The organism is Evansella sp. AB-rgal1, from assembly GCF_041820985.1.
In the GTDB taxonomy this organism is placed as follows: domain Bacteria; phylum Bacillota; class Bacilli; order Bacillales; family Salisediminibacteriaceae; genus Evansella.
On sequence record NZ_JBGUAU010000013.1, the window covers coordinates 87,449 to 109,537 of the forward strand.

General features: G+C 39.4%; 16 protein-coding genes. 7 read left to right on the forward strand and 9 right to left on the reverse strand.

Features of this window, described 5'->3' with window-relative positions; translation table 11 throughout:
• Nucleotides 1-14: 14 nt before the first annotated feature.
• From ACERII_RS12700 to ACERII_RS12715, 4 genes are all read left to right on the forward strand, one after another.
• Nucleotides 15-953 carry a polysaccharide deacetylase family protein gene (locus ACERII_RS12700; RefSeq protein ID WP_373642735.1) on the forward strand — a complete coding sequence of 313 codons (939 nt, stop codon included), beginning with the start codon at nt 15-17 and terminating at the stop codon, nt 951-953.
• Nucleotides 954-1,328: 375 nt separating this feature from the next.
• Nucleotides 1,329-3,005: a putative bifunctional diguanylate cyclase/phosphodiesterase gene (locus ACERII_RS12705; protein ID WP_373642736.1), complete on the forward strand. Its 1,677-nt coding sequence runs from the start codon at nt 1,329-1,331 to the stop codon at nt 3,003-3,005.
• An 887-nt stretch (nt 3,006-3,892) separates the two neighbouring features.
• The gene (locus tag ACERII_RS12710) at nt 3,893-7,072 is read left to right on the forward strand and encodes a S8 family serine peptidase (protein ID WP_373642737.1); all 3,180 of its coding nucleotides are present in this window, start codon (nt 3,893-3,895) and stop codon (nt 7,070-7,072) included.
• Between the two features lie 415 nt (nt 7,073-7,487).
• A complete protein-coding gene (locus ACERII_RS12715) occupies nt 7,488-8,381 on the forward strand; it encodes a hypothetical protein (protein ID WP_373642738.1) in 894 nt (297 codons plus the stop codon).
• A gap of 169 nt (nt 8,382-8,550) precedes the next feature.
• Here ACERII_RS12715 and ACERII_RS12720 read toward each other — a convergent pair whose 3' ends face one another.
• The gene (locus ACERII_RS12720; protein ID WP_373642739.1) at nt 8,551-8,916 is read right to left on the reverse strand and encodes a group I truncated hemoglobin; all 366 of its coding nucleotides are present in this window, start codon (nt 8,914-8,916) and stop codon (nt 8,551-8,553) included.
• 390 nt (nt 8,917-9,306) lie between these two features.
• Nucleotides 9,307-11,319, reverse strand: a complete 2,013-nt coding sequence (locus ACERII_RS12725) for a hypothetical protein (protein WP_373642740.1) — start codon at nt 11,317-11,319, stop codon at nt 9,307-9,309.
• 880 nt (nt 11,320-12,199) lie between these two features.
• On the opposite strand from ACERII_RS12725, the gene ACERII_RS12730 reads away from it, so the two are divergent.
• The gene (locus ACERII_RS12730) at nt 12,200-14,158 is read left to right on the forward strand and encodes a GTP-binding protein (protein WP_373642741.1); all 1,959 of its coding nucleotides are present in this window, start codon (nt 12,200-12,202) and stop codon (nt 14,156-14,158) included.
• Between the two features lie 115 nt (nt 14,159-14,273).
• Here the strand turns inward: ACERII_RS12730 and ACERII_RS12735 are convergent, their stop codons facing one another.
• From ACERII_RS12735 to ACERII_RS12765, 7 genes are all read right to left on the reverse strand, one after another.
• Nucleotides 14,274-15,695 (reverse strand): MFS transporter, encoded by a 1,422-nt coding sequence (locus tag ACERII_RS12735; RefSeq protein WP_373642742.1) that lies wholly within the window; start codon nt 15,693-15,695, stop codon nt 14,274-14,276.
• An 88-nt stretch (nt 15,696-15,783) separates the two neighbouring features.
• Entirely contained in the window at nt 15,784-16,407 is a 624-nt protein-coding gene (locus ACERII_RS12740; RefSeq protein ID WP_373642743.1) for a cysteine hydrolase family protein, read from the reverse strand.
• A gap of 146 nt (nt 16,408-16,553) precedes the next feature.
• Nucleotides 16,554-17,615: an ABC transporter substrate-binding protein gene (locus tag ACERII_RS12745; RefSeq protein ID WP_373642744.1), complete on the reverse strand. Its 1,062-nt coding sequence runs from the start codon at nt 17,613-17,615 to the stop codon at nt 16,554-16,556.
• 60 nt (nt 17,616-17,675) lie between these two features.
• Nucleotides 17,676-18,566: an ABC transporter permease gene (locus ACERII_RS12750; protein WP_373642745.1), complete on the reverse strand. Its 891-nt coding sequence runs from the start codon at nt 18,564-18,566 to the stop codon at nt 17,676-17,678.
• 4 nt (nt 18,567-18,570) lie between these two features.
• The gene (locus ACERII_RS12755; RefSeq protein ID WP_373642746.1) at nt 18,571-19,380 is read right to left on the reverse strand and encodes an ABC transporter ATP-binding protein; all 810 of its coding nucleotides are present in this window, start codon (nt 19,378-19,380) and stop codon (nt 18,571-18,573) included.
• 197 nt (nt 19,381-19,577) lie between these two features.
• A complete protein-coding gene (locus ACERII_RS12760; RefSeq protein ID WP_373642747.1) occupies nt 19,578-19,997 on the reverse strand; it encodes a DUF2294 domain-containing protein in 420 nt (139 codons plus the stop codon).
• Between the two features lie 366 nt (nt 19,998-20,363).
• A complete protein-coding gene (locus ACERII_RS12765; protein ID WP_373642748.1) occupies nt 20,364-20,924 on the reverse strand; it encodes a DUF6155 family protein in 561 nt (186 codons plus the stop codon).
• Between the two features lie 344 nt (nt 20,925-21,268).
• Here ACERII_RS12765 and ACERII_RS12770 point away from each other — a divergent pair, with 344 nt between their 5' ends.
• Nucleotides 21,269-21,613: a transposase gene (locus tag ACERII_RS12770; protein WP_373642749.1), complete on the forward strand. Its 345-nt coding sequence runs from the start codon at nt 21,269-21,271 to the stop codon at nt 21,611-21,613.
• The gene (locus ACERII_RS12775) at nt 21,610-22,053 is read left to right on the forward strand and encodes a hypothetical protein (protein WP_373642750.1); all 444 of its coding nucleotides are present in this window, start codon (nt 21,610-21,612) and stop codon (nt 22,051-22,053) included. Before ACERII_RS12770 ends, ACERII_RS12775 begins: the two co-directional genes overlap by 4 nt.
• Nucleotides 22,054-22,089: the final 36 nt, after the last annotated feature.

The following is a 22,089-nucleotide window of genomic DNA, read 5'->3' on the forward strand; positions in this document are numbered from 1 at the left end:
TGGAGGAGAATTAAATGAAAAGATATATTTTTAATATCACGTTCCTTATATCTTTCTTAGTCATTTTTTCTATCATTGTGCGAATATACTATGGAGACTTTGAAGAAGCATTGGCAACTGAGCTAGATTTTTTTCCACCAGATGAAAGCCTTCCTTTAAGTGAGTGTAAGGATTGGGGCGGTGGTGTGCGAGATTTTCACATTGAACCAGGTCATGGGGCAAAAGAAGTGTCTGTATTGATGTACCACAGGGTTATTGATGAAGATGATCTTGGGGAAAATCACTTTAATGATAATGATGAATTACATTCGACCATTATTTTAAAAAATACGTTTGAGGAACAAATGGCGTTACTTCATGAGCACAATTATACAACCTTAACAGCGAAAGAGCTCCTATTATTTTTGAAAAAGGAAATAGAGGTTCCTAAAAATAGTGTCGTGTTAACCTTTGATGATGGGTTTAAGGATAATTATGTGGAAGTTTATCCAATCCTTAAAAACCACGATTTCCATGCTTTGAACTTTATCATAACAGCTGCAATTACAAAAAGAGACCCTAAGTATGTGGCAAATGCTTACCAATACTTAAGTACTTCGGACATTCAAAATAGTTGTGATGTATTTGACTTTCAAAGCCATACTTACAATTTTCATAAAAGAGCATTCAGTTATTCACCATATTTAATAGTAAAACCAGAAGAAGAGATTCTGGAGGACATTCGCAATAGTATTACAAATTTGGGAGGCAGAAATAGAGCTTTTGCATATCCGTATGGAGCCTATGATGAAAAGGCAGTAAGTATATTGAAGGAACTTGATTTCGAGATGGCCTTTACAGTAATACCTGAACTGGCAAAACCAGGTATCCATGTTTATGAAATTCCCAGAATCGAAGTTTTTGAAACAGACACGTTGAAAGATTTCAAAAGAAAAATTAATCTAATTGAATGATGATGCTACGAGAAGAATACGTTCGATTCTAATTGGACCTTTGTTTTCAGTATGAAAAGGTCTATTATCAAAAGACTAGTTATTCTCATAAAGGCACATGAAAAGGGTACAAGCTTTTCAGTGCCTTTCTATTTTAAGGAAGAATGTATTCTTCCTCCTCCCGTATCTCAACTACATTTTCCCTACGCATACCTCTTAATTGAGTTCGTTTAGAATGATGAAATTAGGCCACATAATGAAAAGAATACTGCCCAATTGTTATATGTAAGTAGCGAGTTTACCGTGTCATGAAAAATCGAATAATGTATTATGGTGTTTGAGTTTGTAAGAATGTGTTAAAATATGTATAATCCAACAACTTAGGCGGTGCATTATGTGAAAATTCCTATGAAACTATGGTTTCTATTTATTTTATGCTTAATTATACCTTTGACTGTAGATATTGTATTTAATCACGGTATATTAGAGTCAATTTGGTTTATTTCAGTCATACCAATTATTCCGTTCTCGTTTTATTTACATAAGTATAAATTCATGCTGTTTAGTTTTAGCATTGTCCTTTTTCATTTTAAATCCATGTTGATCATGTATTGGATAGATGATGGTACATATATCATGAAAGATGTGGAGGTTTTTATTTTCACGACGATTATTATTACTTTTACTCATTTCTTTTCTCTTTCTTGGTCGAATACATTTAAGGAAACAAATGAAAGATTAAATAAATTGGCTTTTTATGACAGCTTAACAGACCTACCTAACCAAGCGTTGCTTCAAGAAGAAGTGAAGCGGATTTCCAATAAACCACAAACGAATATAGGGATTATGTTCATAAATATTGGGAACTTAAAGCATATTAGGGCAACTGTGGGTAATAGTTATGGTGATGTAGTTTTAATGGATATAGTAAAAAGAATTACATTTCTTCTTTCTGACGATGCCTTTATAGCTCGTTACGATGGGAGTGAGTTTGTTGTCGTTTTTAAGAACGTAACGAAATCAGCATTAGAGGAACAAGCTCGGAAGCTCTTGGATTCAAAATTTGACCCCTTTATAATTAACAATCTTGAATTATTTGTTGATTATTCTATTGGTATTAGTATTTGTAACAATAGTTCGTGTAATGAATTGGAAATATTGAAAGAAGCAAATATAGCAATGTATGAGGTGGAGAATTCATTTAAGAGTGGATACTTATTTTTCACAAAAGCAATGAAAGATAATTATTTTGAAAGAATAGAATTAGAGAGTTACTTACGATACGCTATTGAAAAAAAAGAGTTATGTATTTACTACCAACCTAAATTTGATTTGAAAACGAAGAAAATTATCGGTTTAGAGGCTTTGTTAAGATGGAATCATCCGAAATGGGGCATCATATCACCAACAATATTTATTCCATTAGCTGAAAAAACGGGTCTTATCATTTCTATAGGTAAGTGGGTAATAAGAGAGACGTTTAAGACTTTAGAAGATTGGAATAACGAGGGATTTCATGATCTTAAAGTTTCTATTAACGTGTCGGCCGTCCAAATTCGAGATAGGAGTTTACTAGATTTTATCGAAATGAGATTAAAAGAAACGAACCTTGACCCTAGTCATATTGAGTTTGAGTTAACAGAATCAACGATACATAATATAAATGAAAGTAAGAGCTTCATCATTGGATTAAGAAGTCTAGGGTTTGCAGTTTCTATCGACGACTTCGGTGTAGGTTATTCTAATTTAAATGCCTTATCACATTTGCCAATAAGTTCATTAAAAATTGATAAATCTTTTATAAATAAATTACCTGAAATGGCAGGTATGAAAAAAATAGTATCCGCTATTATGAATTTAGGACGTGAACTTGACTTAGAAATAGTGGCGGAAGGGATAGAAACTGAAGACCAATTACTCTTCCTCGAAGCATTGGGATGTGAAAAAGGACAAGGCTTTTTGTTTAGTAAACCCATTCCAATTGATGAAGTTTACACTTTGCTAAGAAGCGGTGAAGACGGTTCTCCTGATAATGGCTATGTTGAAGAACAATGTTTAACAGAACCTAAATAATAGACAAATAGTAAGATAAAAAAGTGTTCCGCTGGAGGATAACAGGTTCTGTTACCTATCTCAAAACGATAATCTACGAACCTAAATGTAAGTGAAAATGTATATTAATTAGCGCTGTGTTATGCAGCGCTTTTTATTTATTAAAAGGCTATGTTAAAGGACAATGTTGATATTTGTACCATGTTGATTTTTACGGAAGGTGCGGGACTCCTAGGGGATAGCGAGCTAGGCGAGACCCCGCAGGGAGGTAACGACCGAGGAGGCTTACAGTTCGCCCAAGGAAAGCGAGCAACCTGGAGAAAATTAACATCAACGTTTAACAGAGCCTCTAAAAAATAACCCAGTTCAATATAAACCAAGTTATAACTTATATTTGTATTTATTTCCTTCTCCAACTAACGCATGGTTATGTTCAATAAACCACTCCTTATTCATGATTGGACCCACTCAGACTAATAATAAGGGAATCAGTAACATGGGTACACTTTCGTTATGACCCAGCCTCATGGAAATTCCACAGTAAAACAAGAATTTTCTCTAATATTAGAAGATTGTGTAGATTAGTGGAATCTTAAGTCTATATTTTTCTGAATAATTCTATTATGATAAAACTAGCAATAGTTTCATTGATACTAAGATTAAAAGAAGAGTCAATGGAACTGTTTATTATAAGGCTATGTTAAAGGACCATGTTGATATTTGTGCCATGTTGATTTTTACGGAAGGTGCGAGAGAGACTCCTGGGGATAGCGAGCTAGGCGTGACCCCACAGGGTGGTAACGATCGAGGAGGCTTGCAGTTCGCCCAAGGAAAGCGAGCAACCTGGAGTAAAAATCAACATCAACGTATAACAGAGCCTAATATATAAAAATAGAAGGAGGAATTTTATGCTTTTTAAGAACAAAGTACTACATAGTTTCCTAATATTGTTATTATTTCTTTCCTTATTTAACCCTATTTTTGCAATAGCCGAAACAAGAGCTTCTATTGGGGATATATCCCAGGGTGATGATAACATCAGAGCCATGAAAGAAATAGTGAACCAGCACCAAAATCTAATTCAACAAGATCCTTACTTGCATCCTTCTTTGCAGAAACTAGAGGGTGAAGAAGAGATTTCTGTTATAGTTCAACTCTCTGAAGCGCCAGTTGCTTTAGAGGAGGGGAAGAAAAAGCTTCCTGGCAAGGGGAACGGTAATGGGAAAGGCCGTGGCAAAGGGAAAGGATTATCTGCTGTTGAGAAGGCAAATGTGTTAAACAAGGTTCGTTCTCAGCAAGCTGCTTTTGTGAGAGAACTAAGCAATAAAAAGGTTAGTTTCTCTGAATACCATACATACCAATATGCTTTAAATGGGATGTCCATGATCGTGAAAGGGAAGGACATAGAAAAATTACTTGAGCTTGATGGAGTTGTATCCATAGAACCAGATGAACAGGTATATGCATTAGAAGATACTTTCCAATCAGGTGCAGAATCCCAGCGCATGGATGAAAGTAATGATTTTCTTGAGATAACGAAGCTCTGGGAAATGGGATATAAAGGGGAAGGGGTGAAAGTGGCAGTTCTAGATACTGGTATTGATTATGATCATCCTGATTTTAAGGACGTTTATAAAGGTGGATTCAACTTTGTTCCACATGATGACCGTATCTATAGTCGTTCAAGAGCTGATAATGATCCTTATGAGACAAGTCCGCTAGATCTTGCAGTTGGTGCCCCTGACACTAATGGTGGTAGTACCTTCCATACTACTCATGGTACTCATGTAGCTGGTATTATTGCTGGAAATGGTGACAACGAATATGGTATTGCCGGTATTGCACCGGAAGTGGAACTTTACGCTTACCGCGTAATGGGAGCGTATGGAAGTGGAAATTTATCATGGATTATCGCAGGAATTGATAAGGCTGTAGAAGAAGGTATGGATATTATCAACCTTTCTCTTAGTGGAGGAAGTAATAGTTCCATCACTGCAGATGCGGTTGCAATAAATAATGCAGTATTAGCAGGTGTAACAGCTATTCTAGCAACTGGTAATGCTGGTCCTAGCCGTGCTTCGATAGGAAATCCAGGTTCAGCTGCGCTAGGAATTTCTGTTGGAAATACCACTCTACCCAAAACCACTCTTCGTGCTACTTTAACAGTGAGCGCCAACGATTTTGAAGCTACGTATGGAGCTCGGATGATGGCTTGGGATTTTGCTACCAATCCAGAGGTAGCTTTGAACGGTACTTTTGATTTAGTGGCAGTTCCCAATTTTGGGGTATCTGCAGATTATAATAATATCGATGTGAAAAATAGAGTAGTTCTCGTTTCACGTGGAGGACAGGTTGCTTTAGAAGAAAAAATAGCAGCTGCGAAACAAGCTGGAGCGGCGGGGATATTGCTGCATAATAATGTAGAAGGTCAAGGACCAATAGGAGCTTCTTTAGGAGATTCTTTTGATTTTCTTCCAACCTTTGATCTTTCTACTGCAGAAGGAACTGCTCTTAGAGCTGCGATAGAATCAGAAAATGCTGGTAATGTCACCATCACAAGTTATGAACGTAGCTTAGTTGAAGGGGATGATGTAAATAGCTCAAGCTCTCGTGGACCTAGCACTCCTTTTTTTGATATTAAGCCTGATGTTGTTGCACCTGGTACAAATATCATGGCCGCAGTACCTGCATTTGCTAAGGATTTCGCTGGTGCTGATTATTCCAAATCCTATGCCCGAAAAACAGGAACTAGTATGGCTGCGCCACAAGTAGCGGGGGTTGCTGCATTATTATTGTCTGCAAATCCTGATTGGACACCATTTGATCTAAAAGTAGCAATCTCGAATACTGCAAAACTATTAGATACAAATAAGTATGATGTTTTTACCCAAGGCCCAGGGAGAATCCAGCCTTACGAAGCAGTTACAGCAAAAGCTTTGGCGTATTCATTAGATTCAATAGAACACGAAGGTGAACAGAAACAATATGAAAAGGGAACGGTGACTTTCGGAAGAGTTATACCGAACCCAGAGCAAGAAATCGTAATAACAAGACAGATAGAGCTAAGAAGTCTTGTTGACTTTAACAGGGAGTTTACAGTAAGTGTTCAAACTACTAAAGCAGCTACTGGTGATTTAGCAGGTGCTAGTGTAACTGTTGATAAAGATTCCTTTGATCTTCACGGCAGCGAGACACTAACTGTTACTTTGACAGTACCAAGTGGAGAAGAGGATCCAGGGAATGAGATGTTAGGATATATACAACTTTCAAATGGGAATACTGATTTGGTGTTACCTTTTGCTGCTGAGTTTTCAACGTATATTCCTAAAGGTCTTGAATATTTCGAATTAGAGAGTTCGATTATATCACCAAATGGTAATGGGAAATATGAGTATACTTACTTGGATTTTGGACTGTTACATGATGATGACTTAATGTCTATTGAATTTTGGGATGCGGGCAATCCTAATGCTGGATTCTATGGAGATGGCTATATTGGATACTTAGCTTTCCAACCATTACCTTCTGGTTACTATGATGTACAAATTGGTAGTGGTTACTATGATTGGGCAGATGATGTCTTCAAAGAAATTCCTGAAGGTGTGTATACGGTAAATTATCATTCGTGGAATCCCGATACTTTTGCATTTGCACAACTAGGCTGGGATGGGCCTTTGTATGTGAAAACATCGGATCCTAAGTTACGCGTTGATAAAATAGATAGTAAAATAAATACTTCCCACTATGAAGTGACGGGAACTGTGGATGACAAGTTTATTGAATATAAATCTACTGTAGAGACAGTTTTTGGTGAAGGTTATGATGTTAACGATAAGCTTCATCTTGGATATGCATTGTTATCTAACAACGGCAAAAAAGAATTAGCTACGGGGAATGTACTATTAGAACAAGATGGTTCCTTTGCATTTGATCTATCTGATTTATCCCCTGGTAAATATACCTTAAAGCTATCTGTGGAAGATATTGTAGAACTTTCTACTTATCAAGAACTACAGTTGCACGTAGTGGGGAATTCACAAGGGAACGGTAAGGGTAATGGTAATGGTAAACCCGGTAGACAAAGGTAGGGAAGCATTGGAAGGAAGCATTGGGGACGGTTCTCGTGCTTCTGTTTATAGTAATTATAAATTGAAAAGAGTGGGAAGTTATTCAAGAAGCATTAGGGACGGTTCTTGTGCTTCTGTTTATAGTAATTATAAATTGAAAAGAGTGGGAAGCTATTCTTGATGCTAATTAAGAATAGCTTCCTTTTTATAAAGATAAGTATAAAATTTTTAGACTTTGAAAGTTGTCTAGCTCCAGGCACCATCATCTCGTGTCAAATATCCTGCCAGATATAAAAGTGCAAGATCGCAGTTTTAATCTGGTAGAACATTTGCTGGTCGCTCGTGATCTTAGGCGCTTAGCGCTTTTCTTCTTAGTGAAACTTTTCCACTAACTTTGTCGTTAAAATAGAGAAGAACGATTTTAGGAGGAACTCAAATGAGGTATTTTCAGATTTTCGTAGCGTGTGCTCTTATTGTATGTTTAATTATGAATGCAGTGTTGTTTTCCAAACTGAACACAATAGAAAATCAGCTTAACAACAGTAGCAGTTATCAGCATCAAATATTAAATAGTGTTAACGGGCAAACAAGCAATATCCAAAGTGTCATGGAAGATATACATAGGGAACAGAGTTGGATTAGTTACGTAAGGATGGATGTGGAAACAGTTGAAGGAGAAGAAGGACGAGGAAATGCGATATTTGAATGGCAGATTAAGGAGCTTCCGACTAATGCTGATGTTGTGTTTAATTATTCACTAGGTGAAAGTGAAACATATTCTTCCGTTTCAGCAGAAGAGTTACAAAATGGTTTATTTCGAGTAACGGTACCGTTTGAGATGGTTATCGAACCAAATTGGGAAGTTTATGTCTATTCACGTGAAGGAATGGATGGGCATCAAACTGCAGTAGAAGAAGTTAAAGAGGAACAGTATCGTCAAACCGAATTAAAGTATTATGTTTCCATGTCTACTGAGGGAATGGTGAAGAGTGGAATAGAGGAAATTACGAACTTAGGATACTTTGGATCAAGGTTTTATGGTGGGATCATGATAGATATATCAGGTCATGATGATAGATATTTCATTAGTGTTAACAGCGATAATTTTGATTCAGCAAATTATCCCGAGGAAGTGTACGTATTATCGTACAAGGATGGGGTACTATCAGAAGAAAGGCAGTTGAACACTGCTACATATGACGATGATGGAAATAGTGAACACCATTACCACTTCCATTTAGAGAACCCACTAGAAAAGGACTCGTTTACAGAGCTTACTCTAAAGGTAGTTTACAGTAACGGAGAGGTTTTCGAGAAGGATATTTGGTGAGGGTGAAGCAGTGGGGAAGCAGTGGGGACGGTTCCCACTGCTTCTATTTATAATAATTCTAAATTCCAAGTAGTTGGGTAAGGCCTAATGCACATGACTGTCCAGAAGAACCTAGATAAAACAAAAGCGTCCTTTCTCCCCACAGAAAGGACGCTTTCTCTGTAATTAACTATTTGTACAAAATATCATCGCGTAAGGATGCAACCTTAGTAATTACTTGATCGATATCTTCGTTACTAACTCCAAAGTGTGCTAACGCATCCGTTAAATGTTTGGCAATGGCGTGGAAATGCTCTGGTTGAATATTCATCCCTTGATGTGCTTTTTCCATAGATGTACCAGTATATTGGTTTGGCCCCCCAAGAGCAAAACTAATAAATTTGGTTTGATGCTTCCTTTGTTTATCCATATCAGTGTTTTCAAAAAAATGATTCACTGTCGGATCCTTTAACACTAGTTCAGAGTAAAAATAGTCTACTACCTTCGCTACTGCTTCTTCTCCACCAATTTTTTCATACAACGTTTGATTTCCCATTAGAAGAACCACCCCTGTTATGTAGTTTGTGTGTAAAAACGCCAGTTAACAACGTTTACACTGTGAATACTACAATAACCTTAACATCATTCAAAATTCTTTACTGTGATATACATCACATTTGGAAGCAGTGGGGACGGTTCTCACTGCTTCTTTTTAGAATAATTCTAATTATTGAGATGCAGTAGGTGATTGTATGTTGGGGAGCACGAAGCTCAAAGCACTGTTACAACCTATTTTATCCGCCCACCCAGGTAGATCCAATTTATTATGGGAAACAGGAGATACAAGTGAATTTCATGAAATACCCTAAAGAGAAAACAAGGCACACCAGCTATCGATCAGCTAGTTGCGCCTTGTTTTTTGCATCTAGTCCCCCACAAACGTACCCTACACCAAATAATCCTTGCTTGGATAGGAGTACTCTCCCCTGTAGTTAGACGCATTGTAATGCGGATATTTCACTGGCGCATAAGCATTTTCCATAAAACCGTCGTCTTGAGTGTAAATATATAATGAGTGGTAATCCCAAACGACGATTTCATCTCGGTTGTCTCCCGTTAAATCAATTGCTTCCACACACATAACAGGGTGCCCATCATCTGGAAACTGAACAACCGTCTCTCCTTTGCCATTAATCATCCCGCCACGTTTCGGATCAGGGTTCAGCAGAATCAAATCACTACCATCACCCTTCCAGTTGACAGGCGTGATAACATTCCCATTGAGCTCATTTTCAAGCTCCCAAAGAGGTTTTCCATGTGCATCATAAAAGTAGACGATCCCTTGATGGCCCCAGTAATTTGTAACACAAAGCTCAAAGCCTTCTTTATCAGGGCAATAGTTTCCAGTGCTCACTCGCTGAGCATGACCGATGTCATCCTTCATCACGATATTTCCCTCATAGTCGGAAATGAAGAAGCCTTCGCTACCAGAAACACAGGCGATATGCCCTTTATCTGTTCCCGCCATGAATTTTCCTGCAATAATTTCATCCGTATGATCTCTCTCGATGGGAAGCTTCCACATTATTTTTCCAGTATGATCAAGCATGTTATACCCACAAAGTACCTCGTCATGTCCGTCCTGATTTATATCGAAAGCATACGGGAAATGTCCTGTGTTTGTCTCACTTTGGAACTTCCACATCACCTCTAGATCACTATTTAAAGCGTAAATTCTGCAATACCTATCTTTAATGAGAATATCGGAAGGTCTTTCCTTTCCGGAAAAATTAGCGATACGAATGCCATCAGCGTTCACTCTGTCAAAGGCATAAACATTATGTGGAACGCCAATCAGTGTTTCATCAGGTTCAGTGGAAAGAGGCATTTTTGCCTTCTTCTTCACTTCGCCCGTTCTCCCGTCAAGAATCATAATTTCAAAGTTTCGAGACGTGATAACTTCATCTATACCATCCCCGTCAATATCATACACTTGGAGTGGCATATCAGCCGATACCTGACCATGTTCATACCTAGTGGAAGGCTCCCCAATTTGCCATAGAATGCTGCCATCCTCCAAATCAAAAGCAGTAAGGCAACTAATATGTCCGTATGCATCTCGATGAACACGCTTCTGACTTTGAGCAATGACGCCGTACCATTTCTCTCCCCCACAAAGATGTCCAAATCGAAGCTGTCTTCCTGATCCAAAATTTTTCAGGTCGATTTTCTTATAAAGCTTCATTTTTGGCATAGTTTCACAAAGTTCCGCAGTCTGCTTCTCTTTTGCTTTTTGTCTTTCTTCAATAGCGACGATTGTTTCTAGCGACGCAGTTACCGTAACGTACTCAAACTGTGTAGGGTCTGTTGCCGTGATGCAGATTTTCCCACCTTCAGCCACTCTTTCATTTTTTACTTGGAAAACAAAAGTGTTATTAACATAGCAACGAACGACGTCGTCTTTGCATGCAACACTTATCTCATAGAAATCGTCACAATTATAGTCGAACGCTTTACTTGCGAGTATCTCTTTGCTCATTTTATGACGGTGTTCTAACCTAATAGAGTTGTCGGCAAAAACAAGAGCTAATAAATTCATGCTGTTTTTCACACAAAAGCCAATCCCAGCGATACCAGAAGTCTTGAGCATTCTCAGTTTCGTCGTTGCAGTATAATCGAACCAGGTCGTGTCTCCGCTCATGAGCATAGGATGTATGACGTGGGGCTTGTCGGTCTTAATTCTCATCTGCTCCATGAAGTGCTTTCCATTTTCCTCCGTGACAATCCAGGATGCGCCAGAGCCGTTATAGGTATGATTAACAACGGGATCGACCCATTTCCCAGCGTATCCCTCATTGATAACAAAATGGTACTCACCCATAGCAGAGTGGTTTCGATCATAAGGAAATTCACTAATATCAAAGTCCATAAAATCTTCGTTCAGAAGGTGCTTATTCATATGGTATCCTCTCCTTTAGGAAGCATCGGGGACGGTTCTCCCTGCTTCCATGGCATCGTTTTTTTAGAAGGAAGCATCGGGGACGGTTCTCCCTGCTTCCGTTTCATCGTTTTTTTAGAAGGAAGCATCGGGGACGGTTCTCCTTGCTTCCGTTTCATCGTTTTTTTAGAAGGGAAGCATCGGGGACGGTTCTCCCTGCTTCCGTTTCATCGTTTTTTTAGAAGGAAGCATCGGGGACGGTTCTCCTTGCTTCCGTTTCATCGTTTTTTTAGAAGAGAAGCATCGGGGACGGTTCTCCTTGCTTCCATGGCATCGTTTTTTTAGAAGGAAGCATCGGGGACGGTTCTCCCTGCTTCCGTTTCATCGTTTTTTTAGAAGGAAGCATCGGGAACGGTTCTCCTTGCTTCCGTTTCATCGTTTTTTAATAGATTAATAGATAAAGGTTATGATTTCGTAAATGAATAAAAAGGGGGTTCATCACCTCTCGAGTTAGATTTGACATGCAGTTTCAGCAAATAAAGGATAAACGGTGTGAGACTTGTAAAAGTGATGTGCTTAGTAAGCTGTAGCATCATGGAGTAACTTTGTTCCTCTTTGATGTGTTTGTAAGCGTTTTCCTTTTTCGGTAGAGAAAAGTAAACTCGTTATCTAAAGAAAGTCAAGATACGAGATCTTACATAATACTTTTGTTAGCTTTGTATATAACAACGTTGTTAAATCTATTTTATGTTAAACATAAAATAGTGTCAATGAGAGGGTGCTTTGCGACTTAGTAGGATCAGTTGCAACTAATTTATAATCATTCTAATTAGAAGCACGAGAACCGTCCCCACTGCTTCCACTGCTTCCCGTGATATACTGATGTGGGGGTGCACAATTTATGAAAAAGACCATTGGGATGCTGGCTCATGTGGATGCGGGTAAGACGACGTTTTCGGAGCAGCTTCTTTATCATACGAAGTCCATTCGTAAGCGGGGGCGGGTGGATCATCGGGATACATTCCTCGATAGTCATGAGATTGAGAAGGAGAGAGGGATCACCGTGTTTTCTGGACAGGCGGTGACTACCTTTAACGATAGTACATATTATTTGATTGATACTCCGGGGCACGTGGATTTTTCGCCGGAGATGGAGCGGGCAATTCAGATCATGGATTATGCCGTCGTGATCATTAGTGCGGTGGAGGGTGTGGAAGGACACACGGAAACGGTTTGGCGGCTACTTAGAAAGCATGGAGTTCCTACTTTTCTCTTTATCAATAAGGTGGATCGTGAAGGTGCGGACGTGGATAGGGTGTTGGACGAAATCCGCGGTAATCTCACCGAGGATGTTTGTGATATTACGGAGTCTCTCGACGTTAAAGGGTCTATGGAAGAGACCCTGATTGAGTTTTTGGCAGAACGGGATGAAGATTTGCTGGAGCAGTACATGGAAAGCGGTTATGATGAGGAACGCTGGCTTGAATGTTTTCGCACGGCAATAGGGCAAGGCATTGTTTTTCCATGTGCAACTGGGTCTGCACTACAAGACTTGGGAGTCAAAAGCTTTTTTGAAAAATTAGATGTGCTTACTGTCACGGATTATTCAGCTTCGAAACGGGAGGAATTTGGGGCGCGGGTTTATAAAGTTCGTCATGATGAAAGTGGAACTAGGCTTACATTTATGAAAGCATTGAGCGGGGAGCTGAAGGTGCGAGATGAGGTAAGCTACGGGGAAACCGATGAACGAGTGACGGAAAAGGTGACGCAGATTCGTGTGTACAATGGTACGAAATTTCATGCCGTGGATCGTGTTGTCGCTGGAGAATTATTTGCTGTTACTGGGGTGAGTGGTGCTTTTGATGGAGAGGGAGTTGGCGCGGTGAGGGAGCGGTCCATCTATGATATGGTTCCTACGTTGAAATCGAAGGTCGTTGTCGAGGATGGAGTAAATATAAAAGAGGTCCTCCGTTGTTTTCAATTATTAGACGCCGAGGATTCTTCGTTACGTGTCACTTGGGATGAAACGTTTCAGCAGGTGCATATTTCTGTGATGGGGATGATCCAACTGGAAGTGCTGACGGAAGTAGTGAAGGAGCGGTTTGGGTTTGCCGTTCGCTTTGGAGATCCAGAGATTTTATATAAGGAAACGATTGAAACAGAAGTCCGTGGCTACGGCCATTTTGAGCCGTTAGGACACTATGCAGAAGTGCATGTATTGCTCTCGCCTGGGGAAAAAAATAGTGGAATTGTTTTCGAAAACGCCTGTCATGCCAACGATTTATCTGTAGGCAATCAGAATTTGGTGCGGGATCATCTTTTCGAAAGAGAACATCATGGTCTATTGACAGGCTCACCAGTAACGGATCTAAAGGTCACTTTGTTGACAGGACGAGCTCATAATAAACACACGTCTGGTGGAGATTTTCGAGAAGCAACGTACAGAGCTCTGAGACAAGGATTAGAAAAAGCGAGCAATGTGTTATTGGAGCCATATTATTTTTTCAAAATAAAGGTAGATTTAGAGAAGTTGGGGCGTGTGTTATCAGATGTTCAACAGGCGCATGGCACGTTTGATCCTCCAGAAACAATGGGGGAGAAAGCTGTAGTAACAGGGAGAGTACCAGTTGCCACCTTTATGAACTATAGCGTGGAGTTTGCGGCAATCACCCATGGAAAAGGAACATTAAATATGATCTTCGGGGGCTATGATCGCTGTCATAATGCCGAAGAGGTTATTGAAAGAATCGGCTATAATAAAGACGCCGATCCAAAGTATACGTCGTCCTCCATTTTTTGCGCAAAAGGGAAAGGGTATACGGTTCGATGGGACGAAGCCGAGCAGGAGATGCATGCATAGGGGACGGTTCTCGCTGCTTCCTTTTAGAATAATTCTAATAAAGGGAGCTCTAAAGAAACTCCAGTTTGACTCTGGGTATTCACATTGTAAGAAAAAGGGAAGCTCAAAAAGGTCATTATGCCCTTTTCAAGCTTCCTTTTTTGGTGGTATCGTTCTTTTTTTCCTTTTGCTTTGTTGACATTGTTTCTACCTTTTGAATATAAAGAAAATAAACGAGACTGAACAGTGTTGCAGCAGCTATCATCCAAAATAAGCTTCGAAAGCCAAGGAGTACCTGATTTATGGTCGCATCAAATGGATTACCACTCATCCAATCAGTAATAGACCCTGGAATCCACACGTTTATCATGGTTAAACCAAGCGTTGTTCCAACTAGCATCCCTAAATTTCGGCATAAGGCAATAAAGCTACCTATCATTCCTGAATAGGTTGGAGGGATATAACTCATGATTAAACTATAGTTAGGAGATGTAACCATTCCCATGGCGATACCAAGTAAACAAAGATGTAACATAACATAACTCAGGGGAGAGGTGGGACTCAAGCTACTCATTCCTACGAGAGAGAGAAGCATAATACCAAGACCTATACTTGTTATTTTGTTTGGTCCGAATCGATCAGAGAGTGTACCACTTATGGGTCCAGTAATTGCCATGGACACTGGATAACACATAATAATCAATCCTGCAACGGCTGTTGATATTGCGAGCACTCCTCGAAAGAAGAATGGCAGTGCCACGAGAACGGAAAAAGTCGCAATAAAACTAACAATATTAATGATAATACCTGCCCTCACTAAGGGGAGTGCTAAAAAGGTAAACTCTATTATTGGGTTCTTTCTTTTTTGGCTGTGTCTCGTAAAAATGTAAAAACTAGCTATGCTACATCCTACTAATATCATAATAGGGAGAAATAGCTGTTCCATGTTTTCTATGAAACTAAAGGCAAGAACAAAGCTCGTCATGGAAAAGGAGAAAAGAAGCATCCCCGTTGTATCAAAAGGTTTTCTATCTTTTTTTTCGTCATGAGGTATATAGTTGTGAGCTAAATACATAGCAGCAACGAGAAAAGGAAGTTGAATCCAAAATAGTATAGGCCAAGAAAACCATTCCATTACAAGACCACCTACGGAAGGCCCCAATAATCCTCCTATAGACACGGACATCCCGAGAAATCCTAATGCCTTTCCTCTTTTTCCTGGTTCAAACATTGCACTAAGAATTCCCATGTTCGAAGCTTGAAGCATAGCAGCACCTATTGCTTGAAGGATTCGAAACACTAACAATGTGAAGATGGATGAACTAATTGCTGCAAGAATAGTGGCAATGGTGAAAACAAGATAGCCTGTGTTATGGATTCTTCTTTTTCCGTACATATCACTTAGTTTTCCAAAAAGAGGTAAGGTAATCATAATTATAAGAAGGTACCCAGTAACAAGCCATTGTGTTTGTTTCAAAGGCTGAGTGAACTGAAGGGCTATATCAGGTAATGCAACATTGATAAGCCCTGCAGAAAAATGTGAAATAAATGCTCCCATACATACTGCCACTAACATAAGACTGGATCGAGAAGAACTAGGAGGGATGTTTTCGTTATCCTTCGTTCTTAGCGTTATATTAATTTTTTTAGGCGCCCACACTTTGCTTTGTCTTCTTCCATTTTTCAATCACTTCATGGGAAGTGGAGACGACACCGAAAAAATTATTAATATTCTCAAGCGCCATATTATGCTCCTCCGCTGTGAAAGCAGCCGTACAATCAGCTAAAAAGATAATATTGTAATCTAACATAAATCCATCTCTTGCTGTGGATTCTACACAAACGTTCGTACTAACTCCCGTCATAATTAAGTTCTTAATATCCTTAGAGCGTAAAATTGTATCCAGTCTCGTATGGATGAATGCACTATATCGGTGCTTGTTTACGATAGGCTCCGTGGAAAGAGGCTGAACCTCGTAAAAATCAGATCCCCAGCTATTTTTTCTGCACACCTGAACCGAGGTATTGTTCAATCTACTTTTCCAAGTTGGGGAATTGGTACAATCTTCATGAATGGTTTGAATAAAAATGACTTCTACATCGTTTTTCCTTGCATGATCTATCAATCGTGACAGGTTCGGTGTCATTGTATCCACCATGGAAACATTTTGCCCACTAGCAGCCATTGCTCCATCTGGATGACAATAATCGTTTTGCATATCTACCACAATAAGAGCTGTACGTTCAGGTTGAATTAACTTTGAATCCATAAGAAACACTCCTTTTGGAAGCAGGGGAACGGTTCTTGTGCTTCCTGATTTTGATTGTAATTTGGAAGCAGGGGGACGGTTCTTCTGCTTCCTCAATGTTGGATCATTATTTTGGAAGCAAGAGAACCGTCCCCAATGCTTCCCTTTTAATACGATTCTACAAATTGCATATCAATTAACTCATCGTAGCTGTACGGGTCTGTATGAATTCCTGTTTTACTCACCACTTCCATAGTTAATGCTAATGATTCTTCTGAAATATATCCATCTAAGCTCCAGTGTTCGTCCTCGTACGCTCGTTCAAGGGAGGCAACAACTGCTTCATCTGAGAGGGTAGGGAATTCTTTTCTCAATACACTTTCTGCTAATTCCTTATCTTTGTACACAACTTCCAAGCCGCGGATAACAGCATGCACAAATGCTTCTACTACTTCCGGCTCTTCTTCAATAGAAGATTTACGAACGCTCAAAACGGAATATGGATAGTCACCTATGGATGGGAAAGCGAAGAATGGTTCTTCCCACACATCTGAATTTACTCCCTCAATGATTTGTGGCTCAGCTCCATTTGCTATATTGGCAACGCCATTGTCAACTAAAGCTAATGTTGCTGCCGCATCTGCGGGTTCCTCTAAGGACACATCTTCGTCAGGATCAAGCCCTAGCTCAAGGAGCATCCATCTAGTTAATAGATTAGGACTTCCTCCATATCGTCCAGCGGCAAGCGTCTTTCCTTTTAAAAATTCCGCTAACGCTTCGTCAGAATCATCAGCTGGAGAGGTTCCTTTTTCAGCCATTAAGTAAACATTTGCTTTATTAACAACATTTACAACAGAAACGATCGGATCTGGACTACCGCCATTCGCCATTTCATTTGATTCTGGACCACCAATGTTTGCCCAAACTTCTCCGCTTACTAGAGAGGTAACATGACCTCCACCAGTCGCAGTGATAATCTCAACGTCTAAGCCAGCTTCCTCAAAGTAGCCTTCCTGAACCGCGATATATAATGGTAGATATCCAATTAGATGGACAGGTTCTGCAATGGTGATTTTCTTTAGATTTGCAGATTTTTTTCCATCAGCATCATTACTTGTTGTACCTGGTTCTTGACCTTGAGTTTCCTGTTCACCATCTCCACATGCTACAAGAAATATGGATATAAAAAGTAGTGATAAGAAGAAAAATAAAGAGTGATTTCTTTTCATATTCGTTTCTCCCTTCTCTTATAAAGATATAAACTTATATATGTTGATTCACGTTCGTACCTAGACTTGACTGCTTTTTATCCCTTTCATTAACGTTTTTTCAATGATCCCAACAGCCCAGTACATGAGAAGGGCAAGAATAGATAGGACTACAACTCCAACCCAAACTAAATCAGTATCCATGATTTGACCAGCGTATAAAATCATTCTTCCAACACCTTGACGGGAGGAGATAAATTCACCTACAATCGTGCCTGCTAAAGCTAGGGCAATATTGATTCGTAAGCTACTAAGAATCCATGGCATTGCAGATGGGATTACTACCTTACTAAATACTTGCCAGCGTTTTGCTCCAAGCGAAAACAATAGTTTTTCCATATCTTTATCAATATGCTTCACCCCACTGTAGGCAGCTAGGGCGGTAACAATAACGGTCATACTGAAAGCAAGTACAACCTTGGAGAAAAATCCAATTCCCAATAAAATAATAATGACAGGTGCAAGGGCAAGCTTAGGAATGGCATTAAATGCGACAATATAAGGTTCACTGATGCTTGCGTAAACGTTGGACCACCAAAAAGAAAGACCTAGAACTGCTCCTAGTAGAGTTCCAGCCAGAAAACCAAGGATCGTGGCACTAGAGGTAAAAACAATATCGTCTAATAATGAACCTTGACTCCAGGCAATCCACCCTTTCTCTAAAATGATTGTTGGACTGCTCCAATAATAAGCATTCATCCAACCAAATTGTGTAGACAGTTCCCACCCTAAAATGAGGAATAAAAAGATGAGAATTCTTCCGGTTAAAATCCTCCATTGTGTTTTTTTCTTTATAGCTTCTTCATCTTCAATGATAGGTTCCGTTTCTGCACTTTCTGTTGTTTTAGAAAGTAAACCGTCCTCTTGCATGGTGGGCATATGAATACTAAACGCTTCTCGACTTCGACTCATTTTCTCACACCCCTATAGCAATCTTTGTTTTCTTTTGATCCTTTTCGGTTGTTTGATCTTCTTCATTTTTTAATAAAGCTAATAATTCACGTTTTAAATGGAGGAAATCCTCGTTTAACATGGTGCTTTCTGATCGTGGTCTTTCAAGATTCACAATCACTTTTGCCTTTAATCGACCAGGTCTCGGTGATAAAACATATATTTCATCAGATAGATAAATAGCTTCATCGATATCATGAGTGACAAACAGAACCGTTTTTCTAAAATCACTCCAAATTTTTAATAGCCATTCCTGCATGAGCATTCGTGTTTGAGCATCTAAGGCACCAAATGGTTCGTCGAGTAACATGATGTTTGAATCATAAAGTAACGTTCTAAGTAGTGCGGCTCGTTGTCTCATGCCACCCGATAATTCATTAGGATAATGATGTTCAAACCCTTTTAAACCGTAGCGCTCAATAAGTGGCATAGCTTTGTTAATAGATTCTTTTTTCGATATTCCGCGAATTTCCATTCCTAAAATTATATTTTGCAAGATAGTCCTCCAAGGAAGGAGGAGGTCCTTTTGAAGCATATATCCCACATGTCCGCTTTTACCAATAACATTTTCACCGTCGCAAAGTACCTTACCAGTAGAGGGCTTTAATAATCCTGCAATGATATTAAACAATGTGGACTTTCCGCATCCACTTGGTCCGATGATACTTACGAATTTGCCCTCAGGAATTTCTAAGTTTGTCGGTTCTAGTGCACAAATATCTTCACCGTTTTTTCTAAAAATCTTCCCAACACCTGCAATTTCTAATTTACTCATGTCAATACCCCTTTCATTTTTGGAAGCAGTGGGGACGGTTCTGCTGCTTCCTTCCAACTATTTTTGGTATGGAAGCATAAGAATCGCTCCCACTGCTTCCTTGCTATAAAAAAAGTCAGCACAATGCAACAGAAAGCTCTGTTGTCTTGTGCTGACGATAAATAATCTCTCCTAGTAATGGAGCTATTGTTAATCTGTCAACTTGTAAACTGAATGTCTTGACTAAAGAGTATCATCGTACCGGCAAGCTCGGTCTCTGGATCATAATCTTTTAGTACCGACAAAACGTTAATCTGAAACTCTTCCTCAAAAACTCGTTTTAAATCTGATTTGTATTTTTGTAATAGGTAAAGGTCTAACGTCCGACTCGCCTGCGGGTCTAATTCGTCTAACGATTGCAACAAGTGTGCACGACTGTGCTTAGATAAAATAAGAACTTTGTCTTTTAAAACTTCCACTCGTTGCTCTTTCAATCCTGTTTTGAAGATGCTCTGGTTTATTTGATTATTTAAGCGTTGAACATGTTGCTTAAAGTCACCCAGCGATAAATGAAGCTGGTGCGTGTTTTTTCCCCTTAGTGGATAAGGAGAAGGAGACGAGTCAACGACCATCTTCATACTTTGCACCCCCGATTCATTTCATGAATACGATAATTATATTGGCTTTGTAACAATACTGTACAACACAACGTCCAAAAATAGGGGAGTTTTGTTAGATTATATCACGGGTTTTTTCGTGGAAGCAGTGGGGACGGTTCTCGCTGCTTCCTTTTAGAATAAATCTAAAGAAGAGCACCAAAGAGTAGGTGTTTTGAAACTAGTGAAATTGATAATCCTAGGATGTCTTTCCTACTTTCAAATTCAAATTCCAAAGAAAAAAGCAAGCCCGATAAAGGATTTTATGTCACCTTTATAGGGCTTCTAAACTATTATTCTCAACCATTGATTTGCGAGGGAAACAGATAACTCGAATGTAGGCAATACCTAATTTTCTATCTCATCCTCATCCTCGTAATAGTCTTCTATAGAAAGATATAAACTTTCGATGGCTATAGCGTAACTATAGTTGTCATCTTGCGACATTGTTAGTACGTTATACATGCGTTGATTCAAGGAATGATAATGTTTTTCATCTTTGATGCACTCGTCCACCACTTTTTCGTACATCGAAACCATACTACTATAAAATGAATCGTCAATATAGCCATATGTATGGGAAAACTCTGTTCCTAGCTCTACATAATAAAGCATTAAATCTACCGTTCTTTGAGAATCATTTGTTAGCTTCTTAAAATCAGAAATAGCTTTTTTCGCAACAGACAATCGAAGCTTCCCTTCACCACGATTGGGGAAAAATTCGTCTTGAATTTTCCTCTTTGCGCTTGTAAAAGATGCTTCCACTGCTGTTTCTCCTAGAAATTTAGCGGATAAAAACTGCTGGGCATCTTTGTTCACTTTGTATAGGTCTGCAATCAGTTGAATTAATTCCTTTTGGTTTAAGTCCTTTAGAGCTTTATTTAACTCACCGACTTTTAATGTGGTCAAGAGATTGTCCTCCTTTTTGGAAGCAGTGGGGACGGTTCTCGCTGCTTCCTTTTTTGGAAGCAAGGAGAATCGTCCCCACTGCTTCTTGACTTTCTATTAATTTTGTATATGATAGAATTACCACTTACTTACTTCAAGGTATTCCCTCTTATTTCCATTTTCGCATCCTGAGAGATCTTTCCATCATTTGAAAAAATTCTACTTTTATTTAAGCACACCTTTCCCTATTTTCACAACGCTAATTCCTACTGAAAAATCCACAAAACTTCGTTAGTATTCCACAACATTCAAAACTATCAAACTCTGTTTTTCCAAAAAAATATCATTTAAATGGAGGTGTGGCGATGCCGCGTCAAGCTAGAATCAAGAGTAGTACTGGGGTGTATCATGTGATATTTCGAGGGGCCAATCGGCAGGAGATTTTTCATGATGATGCTGATTGCAGTAAGTTTTTGAGAACGGTTGATAAGTATAGGTTACTTGTTGGGATGCAGGTTTTTGGTTGGTGTCTTATGAGTAATCATGTGCATTTGTTGGTGAAGGAGGGGGAGGAGGATATTTCGGTTACGATGAAGCGGATTGGGGTGAGTTTTGTTGCCTATTATAATCTGAAATATGATACGTCGGGGCATTTGTTTCAGGATAGGTTTCGAAGTGAGTGTGTGGAGTCGGGGCGGGGCGGTATTTGATGAGGGTCATTCGGTATATCCACCAAAATCCTGTGAAGGCGGGGATGGTATCGCGCCCGTTTGATTATGAGTGGAGCAGCTGTCTTGGTTATTATGAGCAAGACTACTTTCCAGAGGGGCTTTTAGAGAGTGAATTTGTGTTGAAGTATTTCTCGGATAATAGGGTAGCCGCACTAAGGAGATTTAAAGAGTTTAATGAGCGGAAAAATGAGGATAAGTGTCTGGAGGATATGGTTAGGGAATCGGCAAAGGTTCGAGATGAAGCAGCAAGAGAAGAAATTAAGGGTGTGATAGGGGATCTGACGATTGCACAGATAAAGAGTTTGCCGCGGGATGAAAGGAAAGAAGTGCTTCGGAAGGTGAAAAAATTAGGTGGGGTCTCTATGCGCCAGGCTGCTAGAATATTGGGTGTTTCGCCTAATTTGTTGTTTAAGGCGTAGGTGGGGGGGGAGGAGACCTTGTGTTTCCCTGATTCT